We start from the raw sequence: 13,504 nt of genomic DNA on the forward strand, positions 1-13,504 counted from the left end.
ATTTATAGTATTTTGATGGAGGGCAGCACTGCTTGCGCGCGTGGCATCAGTCGGTTGTGCCTGGTAAGGCGCTGGGTTTTTTGACCACCGCGTAGCGTGCCAGGGTTTTGGCGCGTGCCTCATCATGGGCCACGATGGGCAGCGGGTAATCCACCCCCAAGGCCACGCCTGCCGCCTGCAATTCCAGCGGTTTGGCGAGCCAAGGTGCATGAATGGTTTTGTTTGACAGCTTGGCCAGTTGCGGCAGGTAGCGGCGAATGAATTTGCCACTTGCATCAAACTTTTCGCTTTGGCTCACGGGGTTGAAGATGCGAAAGTAGGGCTGCGCATCACAGCCGCTCGAAGCCACCCATTGCCAGCCGCCGTTGTTGGCAGACAGGTCGAAGTCGTTGAGTTTTTCAGCAAAATAGCGCTCGCCCCAGCGCCAGTCCAGGCCCAGGTCTTTCACTAAAAAACTGCCCACCACCATGCGCAGGCGGTTGTGCATGTAGCCGGTCTGGTTGATTTGCGCCATGGCCGCATCCACCAGTGGGTAGCCGGTTTGGCCCCGGCACCAGGCGGCAAACAGCGCATCAGCTTGCGGGCCGTTTTCCCATGGAATAGCGTCGTAGTCGGGTTTGAAGGCTCCGCTTGCCACGTGCGGAAAATTGGCCAGAATTGCAAAGTAAAAATCACGCCACACCAATTCACTGAGCCACACCGCCGCGCCTGGGCTGCCCGTGGCTTGGCGCTGCAAGGCGATGTGCACCAGTTGGCGGATCGACACCGTGCCAAAGCGCAGGTGCACGCCGAGGTAGCTTGGGCCTTTGACGGCAGGAAAGTCGCGTGTGGTGTGGTAGTCGTCCATGCGCTCAAAAAAGGACTCAAACAGGGCCTGGCCACCGTGCTCGCCGGTAGGGATTTTCAGGCTGGACAGGTTGGTGGATTGAAACCCGATGTCGCTCAAACTGGGCACGGGGCGCTTGTCGTGGTCGGGCCGTTCGCTCAGGCGATGCGCCAGCGGCGCGCTGTCATGCGTGCGCACATCTTGCGGCGTCACGCGTGACAGCCAGTTGTTCTTGTAGGGCGTGAACACGCCGTAGGGCGTGCCGGACTGCGTCAAAATCTCGCGCCCTTCAAAAATCACCTGGTCTTTGCAGGTGAAGAAGGCACAGTTGGCCTGGGCCAGCGCCGCTTGCACTTGGGCATCGCGCGCGGCGGCCTGCGGCTCGTAGTCGCGCGCGGCAAACACTGCGTGTGCCTTCAGGGTGGCGGCGAGGTCAACAATCTCGCTGGAGGCCACTGCATGGCGCACGATCAGGCCAGCGCCTGCCTTGCCACTGAGTTGTCGCAGGGCTGAATCCAGTTCCACCAGGGATTCCCGGATGAACTCCACCCGCCGGTCGGCCTGCGGCAGGCTTGCCAAAATGGCTTGTTCAAAGACAAAAACACAGTGCACCTGAGTACATTGGCTCAGCGCCATGTGCAGCGCAGCGTTGTCATTCACACGTAAATCCCGGCGAAACCACATCAGGCCAGTGTCAAAAATTGCTGCCATGTTCATCGCTAAAATTAGTTCATGTCTAAAGATTGTGCCCCCACCAACCTGACGAATCACTTCTTGATCGCCATGCCGGGGTTGCATGACCCCTTGTTTGAGCACAGTGTCGTTTATCTGTGTGAGCACAGCCAGCGCGGGGCCTTGGGCCTGGTCATCAACAAACCCTGTGAGATCGACCTGAAAGGCCTGTTTGACAAGGTTGACCTGCCCCTGACCCGCCCTGATTTGCAAAAAGCGCCGGTGTTTTACGGCGGCCCGGTGCAAACCGAACGCGGCTTTGTGCTCCATGAGGCCACGTTTTCCGACAAAGACAAGCCTGAGCACCCGGTTTACGCCAGCACCATGATCATTCCCGGTGGGCTGGAAATGACCACCTCACGCGATGTGCTGGAGGCCATTTCCACCGGGAGTGGGCCGCGCAAGGTGTTGATTTCATTGGGCTACGCAGCTTGGGGTGAAGGGCAGCTGGAGTCGGAGCTGGGAGAAAACAGCTGGCTCACGGTAGAGGCCGATACCCGCCTGATCTTCGAGACCCCGGTGGCCGAGCGTTATGCGCAGGCGCTTAAATTGCTTGGCCTGGAAGCCTGGATGCTGTCACCTGATGTGGGGCACGCATGAGCGCCGCGTTGGACAGCTCAAGCGTCAACCCGAACCCGGTGGTGCCGGCCCACTTGCAAACCTTCATGGCGCTCGACTTTGGCCTCAAACGCACCGGTTTTGCCGTCGGAAACCGCTTGATGCGCACGGCGCAGCCACAAGGCACCATCACCGCCGACGGCAACACCCGGTTCGAGAAAGTCGCACTTCAGCTCAAAACCTGGCAGCCCGACGCGCTGGTGGTGGGTGTGCCGTTTCACCCGGACGGCGCGGCGCATGAAAACACCGTGCGGGCGCGGCGTTTTGCGCGCCAATTGCATGGCCGCTTTAACCTGCCAGTATTTGAGGTGGACGAGCGTTACACCACCACCGAGGCCCGTTCACAGGGCGCGCGCGATGCCGATGCCGCCGCCGCCTGCATCATTCTTGAGCAATTTTTAAGGAGTCTGCCATGAATTCATTGGCATCGAACGCGGCTGGGGTCTCCCCAGCCGTTGGCGCTTTGGCACTGGATGCCGAGGCCTTGTATGCCGACCTGGCGCGCAGCGTGCGGGCCTTGATCACGCCTGAGACCCAATTGTTGGGGGTGACCTCGGGCGGCGTCTGGCTGGCCGAGCGCCTGTGGATTGACCTCGGTCTGACCCAGCCCATTGGCGTGATCTCGTCGGCCATGCACCGCGACGACTACGCCCGCCGTGGCATGGCTTCGGGTGCGCAGTCGACTCGCATCGAGTTTGATGTGAACGGCGCCCAGGTGCTGCTGCTCGACGATGTACTGTTCACTGGCCGCACCATTCGCGCCGTGCTCAACGAGTTGTTTGATTTTGGCCGCCCCGCCAGTGTCAAGCTGGCGGTACTGGTAGATCGAGGCGGGCGCGAGTTGCCCATAGCCGCCGACCTGTGCGCCGCGCGCATCACCTTGCCCGCCAGCCAGTCGCTGGCTTTGGCGCGCAGTGAGTCAGGCCAGTTCAGTTTCAATGTGAAAGACATCTAGCCATGCTGTACAAGCGCAACCCGCAGCTCAATTCAAACGGTGAGCTGATCCATTTGCTGTCGACCGAGGGGCTACCCAAAAGCATCCTGACCCAGGTGCTCGACACCGCTGCCAACTTTGTCTCGGTGGGCAACCGCGAGGTCAAAAAAGTGCCGCTGTTGCGTGGCAAAAGTGTTTTCAACCTGTTTTTTGAGAACTCCACACGCACCCGCACCACCTTTGAGATTGCCGCCAAGCGCCTGAGCGCGGACGTGATCAACCTCGATATTGCCAAGTCATCAGCCGCTAAAGGTGAGTCGCTGCTCGACACCATTGCCAACCTGAGCGCCATGGCGGCCGACATTTTTGTGGTGCGCCACAGCGAGTCTGGTGCGCCGTATTTGATTGCCCAGCATGTGGCGCCGCACGTGCACGTGGTCAATGCCGGTGACGGCCGCCATGCGCACCCGACGCAGGGCTTGCTCGACATGTACACCATTCGCCACTACAAAGGCGACTTTGCCAACCTGACGGTGGCCATTGTGGGTGACGTGTTGCATTCGCGTGTGGCGCGCTCCGACATTCACGCGCTCACCACACTGGGTTGTGCCGAAGTGCGCGTGGTCGGTCCCAAAACCCTGGTGCCGTCTGACATGGCGCAAATGGGCGTGCGGGTTTGTCACACGCTAGAAGAAGGCATCAAGGGCGCGGACGTGGTCATCATGTTGCGCCTGCAAAACGAGCGCATGAGCGGCGCGCTGCTGCCGTCGAGCCAGGAGTTTTTCAAGAGCTTTGGCCTGACGCCTGCCAAGCTGCAACTGGCAAAACCCGATGCCATCGTGATGCACCCGGGCCCGATCAACCGCGGGGTCGAGATTGACTCGGCGGTGGTCGACGGCGGCCAAAGCGTGATCTTGCCGCAAGTCACCTTTGGCATTGCTGTGCGCATGGCGGTGATGAGCATCGTGGCTGGCAATGAAGCCTGAACCTTACTGAGAGTCACAGATGAACAAGCAAACACGGGTGTTGATTTACGGTGGTCGGGTCATCGACCCTGCCAGTGGTATTGATGAAAAAGCCGATATAGCGCTTATAAATGGAGCGGTAGTAGCTATTAAAAATATAGCTAATGATTTTCAGCCTGAGCGCACGATTGATGCGACGGGTTGTCTGGTATTACCGGGTTTGGTGGACTTGGCAGTGCGCCTGCGCGAACCTGGCAACGAACATGCCCGCATGTTGGAGTCTGAAATGGCTGCGGCCATGGCCGGTGGTGTAACCAGCTTGGTGTGCCAGCCCGATACCGACCCGGTGCTCGATGAGCCTGGCTTGGTCGAGATGCTGCGTTTTCGGGCCGAGAAGCTGGAGCAGGCGCGTGTTTACCCGCTGGGCGCACTCACACGCGGCCTCAAGGGCGACACCCTCACCGAGATGGTCATGTTGACCGATGTCGGTTGTGTGGCGTTCAGCCAGGCCGAGGTGATGCTCGGCAACACCCAGGTGATGCAGCGCGCCATGCAATACGCCAGCACCTTTGGTTATGCCGTGTGGCTGCGCCCGCAAGACTATTTTCTGGGCAAGGGCGTGGCGGCCAGCGGGCCGTTGGCCACCCGCATGGGCTTGAGTGGTGTGCCGGTGATGGCCGAAACCATTGCTATGCACACTATTTTTGAGCTCATGCGCAGCACAGGTGCGCGCGTGCACCTGTGCCGCATCAGCAGCGCGGCTGGGGTTGATCTGGTGCGCCAAGCCAAGGCTGATGGCCTGAAGCTGACCTGTGACGTCAGCATCAACTCGCTGCACTTGACTGACACCGACATTGGTTTCTTTGACAGCCGCGCCCGCCTGAACCCGCCGCTGCGCCAACAGCGCGACCGCGATGCGCTGCGCGCTGGGCTGGCTGACGGCACCATCGACGCACTGGTGTCAGACCACACGCCAGTGGACGAAGACGCCAAAACCTTGCCGTTTGCCGAAAGCGAGCCGGGTGCAACCGGCTTGGAGTTGTTGCTGAGCCTGGCCTACAAGTGGCATCAGGACAGCGGCGTCAGCTTGGCGCGGGCCATTTCGGTGGTCACCGATGGCCCGGCACACGTGCTGGGTGCGTCGATGGGTGCACGCCAGGGGCGCACCGGGCACCTGCAAGTGGGTGGCCTGGGCGACATTTGTGTGTTTGACCCGCAGGCCAGTTGGACGGTACAAGCTGACGCTTTGGTCAGCCAGGGCAAACACACGCCGTTCTCGGGTTACGAGTTGCCGGGGCGGGTGCGCTACACGCTGGTGGGCGGGCGAGTGGCCTACCAGGCGGCTTGAGTCAGCGTTCGGGTTGCGCCTTGAGATTTATGAAAATCCAGGCGCTAGCGCTTATTGCTATTGCGTAACCAGCTATTTATTTTGTAGCAATTGAGTGGTTCGCCGGATCGGCCTGAATAACCGGTCAGTCGCGGTGGAAGGTCACCACATGGTCCACCTGGGGCCGAATGCCAATCCACTCACCCAGCGAATGGTCGTGGTGGCTGGGCACCAGCGCCATCACGGTTTCACCCGTGACCAGACGCAGCGTGTACAAAAACTCGGCACCTCGAAACGCTTTGCGCATGATTTGCGCTTTGACCGGTGCATCGTCGTCATGCACGATGTCGTCGGCACGCAGCAGCACATCACAGGTCCCGTTCGGGTAGGCGTTGGGCAGGGGGCATTCGGTCATGTTGTCCAGCGGGCCCAAGGGGGTTTGCACCACCACTTGTCCTGCCACCTCCTGAATCACGGCTGAAGTGAACACACCATGGCCAATGAATTCGGCTACAAAGCGGGTGGCCGGGCGGTGGTACAGCGTGTAGGCGTTGTCCCACTGGTGCAACTCACCGTGGTTCATCACGCCAATGCTGTCACCCACGGCAAAAGCCTCCAATTGGTCATGCGTGACAAACAGGGCGGTGGTGTTGGCAGCTTTCAGGATGCCACGCACCTCGTGCGCCAAGCGCTCACGCAAATCAACATCCAGGTTCGAGAAAGGTTCATCCAGCAACAGCAAGCGCGGTTTCGGGGCCAGCGCCCGTGCCAGCGCTACTCGCTGCTGCTGGCCGCCCGAGAGTTCGTGGGGAAAGCGCGACTCCTGGCCCGCCAAACCAACCAGCTCCAGCACTTCGGCCACGCGGTTTTGTCGGTCAGCCCGAGGCAGGTGGTCAATGCCAAACGCCACATTGCGGCCAACGCTCAGGTGGGGAAACAGTGCGTAGTCCTGAAACACCATGCCCACCTGCCGTGATTCGGGGGGCAAAGAAAGCCCCGTCCGGCTGACAACCTCGCCGCCCAGACGGATTTCGCCGCTGCTGGCCGGCTCCAGCCCGGCCACCGCCCGCAACAAGGTGGTTTTGCCACAGCCAGACGGCCCAATCAGTACGCCGATATCGCCTGCAGGCAAGCCAAAGGACACGTTGCGCACCGCAGCCGTGGCTTGGTTGGCATAGGTCACGCTGAGTTGGAGGACTTCAAGAAACATGAAAATGATTGTAGATGCCTACAATTCGCATTTACATCTAACCTCTTTCATCCCCTCATTTCATGCTTTTGTCCCGGCTGCGCCAGTTTTTGTTTTTGCTGTTGACGGCCATTTTCATGCTCCCGGTGTTGGCGGTGATGGCCTCCTGGTTGTCTTTGGGGGATTTGGATGGCCCCGCCCTGCAAATTTTGCGGGAGATGTCACAAACCGTGTTGCCTGACTATTTGGGCACCACGCTTGTCTTGAGTCTGCTGGTGGGCGCAGGCGTGGTGGGGGTGGGCTTGTCAAGCGCTGCAGCCGTTACTTTGTTTGATTTTTCTGGCCGGCGCTTTTTTGAATGGGCGCTGTTGTTGCCCCTGGCCATGCCGGCCTATGTGGTGGCCTACGCCTACACCGATTTTTTGCAATTCAGTGGCCCGTTTCAAACCTTTGTGCGTGATGCCACGGGCTGGCAGGGGCGGGTGTTTCCTGAGGTGCGTAACGTGGGTGGCGCCGCCTGGGTGTTTGTTTTCTCGCTTTACCCTTACGTCTACCTGTTGTCGCGCACGGCGCTTGGCGAACGTGCTGCACATTTGATGGAAGCCGCGCGGTTGCTGGGGGCGCCAATGCGCCGGCGCATGCTTGAAATTGCCTTTCCCCTGGCGCGCCCGGCGGTAGCCGCAGGCACGGCGCTGGCGTTGATGGAAACCCTGGCTGACTTCGGCGTGTCGAGCTACTTTGGCATTCAAACCTTTACAGCGGGCATCTACAAAGCCTGGTTGTCGATGGACAACCGCCTGGCTGCGGCCCAGTTGGCCACGGTGCTGCTGGCACTGGTGGCCTTGCTTTTGTATCTGGAGCGCCGCTCACAGCAAAAAATGCGGTTTGCCGCCAGTCGGGGCGCGCGAGCCGGGTCGCTGGATGCCCGACCCCTGCGTCTGACCGGGGTGCGCCAAGTGCTGGTCTGGGTGCTGTGTGCTGTGCCAGTGCTAGCGGGTTTTGTGTTGCCGGTGCTGTTCATGTTGCGACCGTTGGTGGCGGATTGGTCGGTGCTGTCCTGGGCGCCGTTTTTGGGCTGGGCATTCAACAGCCTGCGTCTGGGCTTGATCAGCTCGCTGTTGGCGGTGGCGCTTGCATTTGTCCTGGCCTTCAGTTTGCGGCGCCGACCCGATGCCCCGACGCGCTGGGCGGTGCAGTTGGCCAGCCTGGGTTATGCCGTACCGGGTGCCGTGATTGTGGTGGGCTTGTTGCTGCCGGTGGGTTGGGCGCAGGCCAAGTGGCCGTCCAGCGGCGTGGGTTATGTCATGACGGCCACCATGTTTGGTCTGGTGTGGGCTTACCTCGTGCGCTTTTGTGCGGTGGCGCTGCAATCAGTGCAGAGTGGTTATGCACGCATTCCGGTGAGTTTTGACGATTCGGCACGCATGCTGGGTAGCGGTGACTGGGGGCTGTTGTCGCGTGTGCATTGGCCATTATTGAAACGCTCCACAGCGGCGGCCTTGTTGCTGGTGTTTGTCGATGTCATGAAAGAGCTACCCGCCACGCTGGTGCTGCGGCCCTTCAATAGCGACACACTGGCGGTGGTGGCCTACCAGTTGGCGCGGGACGAGCGCCTGGGGGAGGCCGCACTGCCTTCGCTGGCGCTGGTGTTGGTGGGACTGATCCCGGTGCTGATGCTGAGCCGGACTTTGCGCCAGCGCAATGGCTGAACGTAAAATTACAACTTTCGTTTTGCTGCATTTGCCATAAGCAGCAGGGCAAATCGTTCAAAAGGACAAACTCATATGCCACTGCAAGCGTTGACACAAGACACCCCGAAAATGGTCAAGACGGACCAGACGTTTGAGTCAGCGGCCGACCTGTTCAGGGTGATGTCGGCCCCGATGCGCCTGAAAATCATCAATTGTCTGTGTGACGGTGAAAAAAATGTGAGCTACCTGCTGACCAAGGTCGACACCACGCAGCCCAACATGTCGCAGCACCTCAACACGCTTTACCAGGCGGGTATTCTCGGTAAACGTCGCGAAGGGGTGCAGATTTTTTACCGCATCATTGACCAGCGCATTGTGTCGATCTGTGAGGCGGTGTGCAATGAAATTGAACGCACTGCAGAAAATCCGCCTGCCTGACAGACGCGCCGTCACATAGCCCATATGGGCTACTTATGCCCACCCTTCGTGGTGATAGACGCTCTGGGGAACGTCATCAAGAATCAGTTGATCGCATCGGCATCATTCATTCGTGTGAATGGGCCGGGCGTAAAGACTAGATTGTTTGGTTATCAATTATTCACTGACGGAGACACACCATGGAATTTAATAAAGAATTTGACGCGTCCGGCCTATCTTGCCCACTGCCCATCGTGAAGACCAAGAAGGCATTGCAAGACATGACATCGGGGCAAATATTGCGGGTGATTTCCACTGATCCGGGCTCTGTCTGCGACATGGCGGCATTTGCCGAACAAACCGGCAACCCCTTGCTTGAGCAGAGCAGCGAAAACAGCAAGTTTGTGTTCTATCTCAAGAAAGCCTGAGCCTGACACTCATAGAACCTTGACCAACTGACACCGGAGCGCACCCATGGCAACCAAAAAAATGGCTCTCATCGCCACCAAAGGCACACTGGACATGGCCTACCCGCCGTTTATCCTGGCATCCACCGCGGCTGCGCTGGGCTGGGATGTGCAGATCTTCTTCACGTTCTATGGGCTGCAATTGCTGCGTAAAAATCTGGATGGGATCAAGATCAGTCCGCTGGCCAACCCCGCCATGCCCATGCCGGTGCCGATGCCCGTGATGGTGCAAATGCTGCCGGGCATGGAGTCCATGGCCACCATGATGATGAAGAACAAAATGAAGTCTAAGGGCGTGGCGTCGCTTCAGGAGTTGCGCGACATTTGCCTTGAATCAGACGTCAAGTTTGTGGCTTGCCAGATGACGGTCGATCTGTTTGAGTTTGAGACCAGTGAGTTCATCAAGGACGTGGAGTATGGCGGTGCCGCCACGTTCATGAAATTCGCCGGCGAGTCAGACGTTTGCCTGTTCATTTGACTTGCCATGAAAAAACTACTATTGGGTTGCGTCTTGCTTTGTGCTGCGCAATGGGGTTGGGCTTTGCAGCCTTACCTGCAAGCTGCCAAGCTACCTGCTGCAGAGCTGTCTAGCCAGCTTTCGCAGGTTGAAAAGAAGCTTCAGGCGGAAGGCTTCAAGGTCTTGGGCAAGCACACTCCCAAAGGCATTGCCGGCTACGCCACGCTGGTGGTTTCTGACCCTGACATGCTGGAAGCAATCCGTGCTTCAGGCACCAATAGCAGCATCATTGCCGCTGGCATCCGAATTGGTGTGAGCAGTGAAGGTGCAGTCTCTTACATGAACCCGGACTACTGGTACCGCGCCTACTTGCGTGGCCATTACGCGGGGGCTGCCAAGTCAGTCAAGTCGGTGCAGGATCGCTTGGCCAAGGCCTTGGGAGATGGCGCTGGTTTTGGTGGTGATGTACCGCAAGGCGAGCTGGTCAATTACCGCTACATGTTTGGCATGGAGCGCTTTGACTCTGAAAACAGCTTGCTCGGGACCCATGCCAGTTTTGAGGACGCACTCAAGGCCGTGCAAGGCAACCTAGCGCGTGGCGTAGGTGACACCCAGCGTGTGTATGAGGTCATCATGCCAACGCAAAAAATGGCGGTGTTTGGCGTTGCTATGAACAGTACTAGCGACGGTGAAAGCTGGTGGGTGAACAAGATTGGTTCGGATCATCCGGCGGGCCTGCCTTATGAAGTTTTCATTGTGGACAATAAGGTGTATGCGCTCTATGCGCGTTACCGTATTGCCCTGGCCTGGCCGGCTTTGGGTATGGGGCAGTTCATGGGCATCATCAACGCCCCTGAGGCGATACGCACCACACTCTCCCGGGTGGCTTCGGCGAATGTGCCCGGCAATTAACCAAGCTTGATATCTGGAGCAGTAATGACGGAAGCAATGAATCCCACCAGTTTGGTGGTTTGGGGTGGTTTTGTGCTGGCCTTTGTTTTTGGCGCAGTGGCCAACAAGACCAATTTTTGCACCATGGGCGCCATCTCCGACGTGGTCAACATGGAGCACTGGGGTCGCATGCGCATGTGGCTTCTGGTGATTGCTGTGGCCATGGCGGGTACCAACCTTTTGTACTATTTCGGCTTGATCGATTTGTCCAAGTCAATTTATGTGCGCACCAGCCTGCCCTGGTTGTCGCTGTTGGTGGGCGGGCTGTTGTTTGGGGTTGGCATGACGATCGCTGCGGGCTGCGCCAACAAGAATCTGGTTCGCCTGGGTGGCGGGAGTTTGCGTTCTTTGGTGGTGCTGGTATTTTTGGCAATTTCTGCCTACATGACACTGAAGGGGCTGTTTGGCCAGTGGCGCGCCAGCTATCTGGACCCTGTAACGGTTGATTTGACGCAGTGGGGGCTCGCAGGGCAAACTTTGCCGCAAATGTTGGCCAAGCTTTCTGGCCTGGCTGATAAATCTGCCCTTCTCTCCAGCATGGGCGTGGTGGTCTTGGGTTTGCTGGCATTTGTGCTGAAAGACAAACGTTTTCGTGGCAACACCGTGCAAATGGTGGGTGCCGTTGTGTTGGGCTTGCTAGTGGTTGGGGGCTGGTATCTCACGGGCCATGTGGGTTACGGTGAAAACCCTGAAACCATGGAAATGGTTTTTTTCGGCACCAACACCCGGACCTTGGAGTCCTTGAGTTTTGTCGCGCCAACGGCCTATAGCCTGGAGTTGTTGATGCTCTGGACTGACAAATCGATGCGTGTCACCTTTGGTATCGCCACTGCCGTGGGGGTTGTATTGGGCTCCTTTGCTTACGCCATCAGCACGCGGCAATTTCGCTGGGAAGGCTTTGCCTCCCTGGAAGACTTGCGCACCCAATTGGTGGGCGCGGTGCTGATGGGCTTTGGTGGCGTGACTGCGGTGGGTTGCACCGTTGGGCAGGGGCTTACCGGTGTCTCAACACTGGCGCTGGGTTCATTCATTGCACTGGCCAGCATCATCGCAGGCGCAGCAGGCACCATGAAGTACCAGGACTGGCGCAGTTAGACCGAATGGAACTTGTCTTTGATGTCGAGGAGTCAGATTTTGAGGCGCTGGTTGTCGCGCGATCTCACTCAGTACCGGTGGTGCTTGACATTGGGGCTGACTGGTGTGGCCCGTGCCGCATGCTGACCCCGTTGCTGGAGCGGCTCGCAGTCAAATACGCTGGAAAATTTGTGCTGGCCAAAGTCGATGCCGATGAAAACATGCGCATAGCTGGCAGGCATCAAGCCAAAGGGTTTCCGACGGTGATCGCTTATAGCCATGGGCAAGTTGTAGACCGATTTCACGGTATGCAGACAGAAGGCTTTTCGCGACACTTCCTAGATAAATTGATTGCCCACCAGGCAACACTGTCAAACGCTTCTCAGCCGGATGACTCCGGCAGGGTTTGAACTTAACCAAGATCAGAAAGAGTCCTCATGATGAATCTGCCAGAACGCGACGGCGATGGTTATTTGACCGACATGGGCGAATGGACCGAGGAGGTTGGTCGTGCCATGGCACAGGCTGACAATTTTGAACTTGATGATGTCAAGTGGGCACAAATCCTGAAAGCGCGTGAGTATTACGAAGAATTTGGCAGTGTTCCGCCCATTCGTAAATTTGCCAAGTACCTCGAAGAAGAGCAAAACGCTGTTTTCAAACTCTGGATGACCGGCCCGATGAAACCCATCACCAAGTATGGCGGCTTGCCCAAACCCACGGGTTGCGTTTAGCTCGGTGTTTTGGGCGCTGCACGGCGGCGCAGCTTCCAGGCGGCAATGCTGTTGACGATGTCTTGCCAGGGCAAGTCCAGCAGGCTGGATTGGTTGGCTTGCGCCCGCTGTACCAGGTCATGAACATCCAGCGCAGGCGCGGCAAGCGCCGCTTGTAACCCACGCAGGCCACCGCATTGCAATTGCATGGCTTTGACATGGACGATGGGGATGCCGGGGCGTGGCAGGCGCAGTGCAAAGGTGGCACGCTCTCTAAAAAGGCTCTCAAGCGTGCCGCAATTGATGCGGGCAACCTCGAAAGTGCAGGCAACCACCTCACGCTCTGCCAGTGATAGCCGCTTGGACAGGCTGCATTGCGCACAGCTTGCCAGAAGAGCTTTCTCAAAAACGCAGGGTGACGGGTTGGCGCCCTGGCGTGACGCCTGGTAGGCAAGCTCATCCACTCAGGCGCTTTCAGTCGTCGCCCTTGGGGCCGGCGACACGGGGTTGGCACAACAACTCTTCTGCCTGCAACTCGTTTTCAGCAAACATCACCTTGATTTTGATGGCTGGGTCTGTCGGCTCGGTGGTTCGCAAAATTTTGGCTTGTGCCGAGGCTTGCGCGAAGCTGTCAAATTCACACAGTTTGTCCAGCTGCATGAAGGGTTTGATGCGGTAGATGTAATAGGGCACGTTGCGGTCTTTCTGTAAGGGTAGGCAAAGGGCTGTCAGACGTAGTGTTTAGACGCACGTCGCCGCCCGGGCAAGGCTTTTTGAATGATGACGCCGCGCACACAGCTGAGGTCAGCGATTGGCTCGTCTGAGAACGCCGGATTCAGCGGATGCAGGATCCAGGCTGAATGGGCACGCAACAATTGCCTGAAAGTCCACCCATCGGCATGCCAGGCCAACACATAGGAGCCATCTTTGGCAAGGCCTTCAGGCTCGACGAGGATGATTTCATTTTCCAGAAACTCGGGTGCCATGCTGTGGCCCATCACCATCAGCGCGAAGGACTCGCCCCCCGCGCACTCGGGCAGTGCCGTTGCTTGAGCCTCGGGGCTAGCCTCTGCATAGGTGCTGATCGCGTTGTTGTCGTTGGAAGTGTGGGCACTGGTTGTGGTCATGGTCGTAGGGGCATGT

18 protein-coding genes are annotated in these 13,504 nt (G+C 58.4%); 13 read left to right on the forward strand and 5 right to left on the reverse strand.

The features are described 5' to 3' along the window. Positions 1–46 precede the first annotated feature (46 nt). Entirely contained in the window at positions 47–1,537 is a 1,491-nt protein-coding gene (locus tag PHQ58_RS07145) for a deoxyribodipyrimidine photo-lyase (protein WP_300109008.1), read from the reverse strand. A 21-nt stretch (positions 1,538–1,558) separates the two neighbouring features. Between PHQ58_RS07145 and PHQ58_RS07150 the strand changes: the two genes are divergently transcribed. The 5 genes from PHQ58_RS07150 to PHQ58_RS07170 are packed head-to-tail and all read left to right on the forward strand — an operon-like array spanning position 1,559 to position 5,423. Beyond that, positions 1,559–2,158: a YqgE/AlgH family protein gene (locus PHQ58_RS07150; protein WP_300109011.1), complete on the forward strand. Its 600-nt coding sequence runs from the start codon at positions 1,559–1,561 to the stop codon at positions 2,156–2,158. After that, positions 2,155–2,592 carry a Holliday junction resolvase RuvX gene (gene ruvX, locus PHQ58_RS07155; protein ID WP_300109014.1) on the forward strand — a complete coding sequence of 146 codons (438 nt, stop codon included), beginning with the start codon at positions 2,155–2,157 and terminating at the stop codon, positions 2,590–2,592. Before PHQ58_RS07150 ends, ruvX begins: the two co-directional genes overlap by 4 nt. Next, positions 2,589–3,131 carry a bifunctional pyr operon transcriptional regulator/uracil phosphoribosyltransferase PyrR gene (gene pyrR, locus PHQ58_RS07160; RefSeq protein WP_300109017.1) on the forward strand — a complete coding sequence of 181 codons (543 nt, stop codon included), beginning with the start codon at positions 2,589–2,591 and terminating at the stop codon, positions 3,129–3,131. Before ruvX ends, pyrR begins: the two co-directional genes overlap by 4 nt. A gap of 2 nt (positions 3,132–3,133) precedes the next feature. Next, entirely contained in the window at positions 3,134–4,096 is a 963-nt protein-coding gene (locus PHQ58_RS07165; protein ID WP_300109019.1) for an aspartate carbamoyltransferase catalytic subunit, read from the forward strand. 19 nt (positions 4,097–4,115) lie between these two features. Beyond that, entirely contained in the window at positions 4,116–5,423 is a 1,308-nt protein-coding gene (locus PHQ58_RS07170) for a dihydroorotase (RefSeq protein ID WP_300109022.1), read from the forward strand. Between the two features lie 124 nt (positions 5,424–5,547). Here the strand turns inward: PHQ58_RS07170 and PHQ58_RS07175 are convergent, their stop codons facing one another. Continuing rightward, the gene (locus PHQ58_RS07175; RefSeq protein WP_300109025.1) at positions 5,548–6,612 is read right to left on the reverse strand and encodes an ABC transporter ATP-binding protein; all 1,065 of its coding nucleotides are present in this window, start codon (positions 6,610–6,612) and stop codon (positions 5,548–5,550) included. A 62-nt stretch (positions 6,613–6,674) separates the two neighbouring features. Between PHQ58_RS07175 and PHQ58_RS07180 the strand changes: the two genes are divergently transcribed. The 8 genes from PHQ58_RS07180 (at position 6,675) to PHQ58_RS07215 (ending at position 12,382) form a co-directional block, all read left to right on the forward strand. Beyond that, positions 6,675–8,300 carry an iron ABC transporter permease gene (locus PHQ58_RS07180; protein ID WP_300109028.1) on the forward strand — a complete coding sequence of 542 codons (1,626 nt, stop codon included), beginning with the start codon at positions 6,675–6,677 and terminating at the stop codon, positions 8,298–8,300. 75 nt (positions 8,301–8,375) lie between these two features. Then, positions 8,376–8,720: a helix-turn-helix transcriptional regulator gene (locus PHQ58_RS07185; protein WP_300109031.1), complete on the forward strand. Its 345-nt coding sequence runs from the start codon at positions 8,376–8,378 to the stop codon at positions 8,718–8,720. 179 nt (positions 8,721–8,899) lie between these two features. Next, a complete protein-coding gene (locus PHQ58_RS07190) occupies positions 8,900–9,127 on the forward strand; it encodes a sulfurtransferase TusA family protein (RefSeq protein ID WP_300109034.1) in 228 nt (75 codons plus the stop codon). 46 nt (positions 9,128–9,173) lie between these two features. Then, positions 9,174–9,644, forward strand: coding sequence for a DsrE/DsrF/DrsH-like family protein (locus PHQ58_RS07195; RefSeq protein WP_300109036.1), 471 nt, complete (start codon positions 9,174–9,176; stop codon positions 9,642–9,644). A 6-nt stretch (positions 9,645–9,650) separates the two neighbouring features. Beyond that, positions 9,651–10,535: a hypothetical protein gene (locus PHQ58_RS07200; protein ID WP_300109038.1), complete on the forward strand. Its 885-nt coding sequence runs from the start codon at positions 9,651–9,653 to the stop codon at positions 10,533–10,535. Positions 10,536–10,559: 24 nt separating this feature from the next. Next, on the forward strand, positions 10,560–11,669 hold the full coding sequence (locus PHQ58_RS07205) for a YeeE/YedE family protein (RefSeq protein ID WP_300109041.1): 1,110 nt from the start codon (positions 10,560–10,562) through the stop codon (positions 11,667–11,669). A gap of 5 nt (positions 11,670–11,674) precedes the next feature. Continuing rightward, a complete protein-coding gene (locus PHQ58_RS07210; protein ID WP_300109043.1) occupies positions 11,675–12,058 on the forward strand; it encodes a thioredoxin domain-containing protein in 384 nt (127 codons plus the stop codon). Positions 12,059–12,085: 27 nt separating this feature from the next. After that, a complete protein-coding gene (locus PHQ58_RS07215) occupies positions 12,086–12,382 on the forward strand; it encodes a TusE/DsrC/DsvC family sulfur relay protein (protein ID WP_300109046.1) in 297 nt (98 codons plus the stop codon). Here the strand turns inward: PHQ58_RS07215 and PHQ58_RS07220 are convergent. The 3 genes from PHQ58_RS07220 to PHQ58_RS07230 are packed head-to-tail and all read right to left on the reverse strand — an operon-like array spanning position 12,379 to position 13,488. Continuing rightward, entirely contained in the window at positions 12,379–12,825 is a 447-nt protein-coding gene (locus PHQ58_RS07220; RefSeq protein WP_300109049.1) for a hypothetical protein, read from the reverse strand. The two genes, PHQ58_RS07215 and PHQ58_RS07220, sit on opposite strands and share 4 nt — an antisense overlap. Before the next feature lie 10 nt (positions 12,826–12,835). Further along, positions 12,836–13,054 (reverse strand): hypothetical protein, encoded by a 219-nt coding sequence (locus PHQ58_RS07225; protein WP_300109052.1) that lies wholly within the window; start codon positions 13,052–13,054, stop codon positions 12,836–12,838. Positions 13,055–13,089: 35 nt separating this feature from the next. After that, entirely contained in the window at positions 13,090–13,488 is a 399-nt protein-coding gene (locus tag PHQ58_RS07230) for a S24 family peptidase (protein ID WP_300109054.1), read from the reverse strand. Between the last annotated feature and the right edge of the window lie 16 nt (positions 13,489–13,504).

The organism is Rhodoferax sp., assembly GCF_028688795.1.
In the GTDB taxonomy this organism is placed as follows: Bacteria; Pseudomonadota; Gammaproteobacteria; order Burkholderiales; family Burkholderiaceae_C; genus Rhodoferax.

Bases quoted from the DNA above. Each gene is read 5' to 3' on its own strand.
- PHQ58_RS07150 (WP_300109011.1), top strand. From the start codon at position 1,559: ATGTCTAAAGATTGTGCCCCCACCAACCTGACGAATCACTTCTTGATC.
- PHQ58_RS07185 (WP_300109031.1), top strand. From the start codon at position 8,376: ATGCCACTGCAAGCGTTGACACAAGACACCCCGAAAATGGTCAAGACG.
- PHQ58_RS07180 (WP_300109028.1), top strand. From the start codon at position 6,675: ATGCTTTTGTCCCGGCTGCGCCAGTTTTTGTTTTTGCTGTTGACGGCC.
- ruvX (WP_300109014.1), top strand. From the start codon at position 2,155: ATGAGCGCCGCGTTGGACAGCTCAAGCGTCAACCCGAACCCGGTGGTG.
- PHQ58_RS07215 (WP_300109046.1), top strand. From the start codon at position 12,086: ATGATGAATCTGCCAGAACGCGACGGCGATGGTTATTTGACCGACATG.
- PHQ58_RS07175 (WP_300109025.1), bottom strand. From the start codon at position 6,612: ATGTTTCTTGAAGTCCTCCAACTCAGCGTGACCTATGCCAACCAAGCC.
- PHQ58_RS07205 (WP_300109041.1), top strand. From the start codon at position 10,560: ATGACGGAAGCAATGAATCCCACCAGTTTGGTGGTTTGGGGTGGTTTT.
- PHQ58_RS07230 (WP_300109054.1), bottom strand. From the start codon at position 13,488: ATGACCACAACCAGTGCCCACACTTCCAACGACAACAACGCGATCAGC.
- PHQ58_RS07190 (WP_300109034.1), top strand. From the start codon at position 8,900: ATGGAATTTAATAAAGAATTTGACGCGTCCGGCCTATCTTGCCCACTG.
- PHQ58_RS07145 (WP_300109008.1), bottom strand. From the start codon at position 1,537: ATGGCAGCAATTTTTGACACTGGCCTGATGTGGTTTCGCCGGGATTTA.
- PHQ58_RS07195 (WP_300109036.1), top strand. From the start codon at position 9,174: ATGGCAACCAAAAAAATGGCTCTCATCGCCACCAAAGGCACACTGGAC.
- PHQ58_RS07200 (WP_300109038.1), top strand. From the start codon at position 9,651: ATGAAAAAACTACTATTGGGTTGCGTCTTGCTTTGTGCTGCGCAATGG.
- pyrR (WP_300109017.1), top strand. From the start codon at position 2,589: ATGAATTCATTGGCATCGAACGCGGCTGGGGTCTCCCCAGCCGTTGGC.
- PHQ58_RS07170 (WP_300109022.1), top strand. From the start codon at position 4,116: ATGAACAAGCAAACACGGGTGTTGATTTACGGTGGTCGGGTCATCGAC.
- PHQ58_RS07210 (WP_300109043.1), top strand. From the start codon at position 11,675: ATGGAACTTGTCTTTGATGTCGAGGAGTCAGATTTTGAGGCGCTGGTT.
- PHQ58_RS07165 (WP_300109019.1), top strand. From the start codon at position 3,134: ATGCTGTACAAGCGCAACCCGCAGCTCAATTCAAACGGTGAGCTGATC.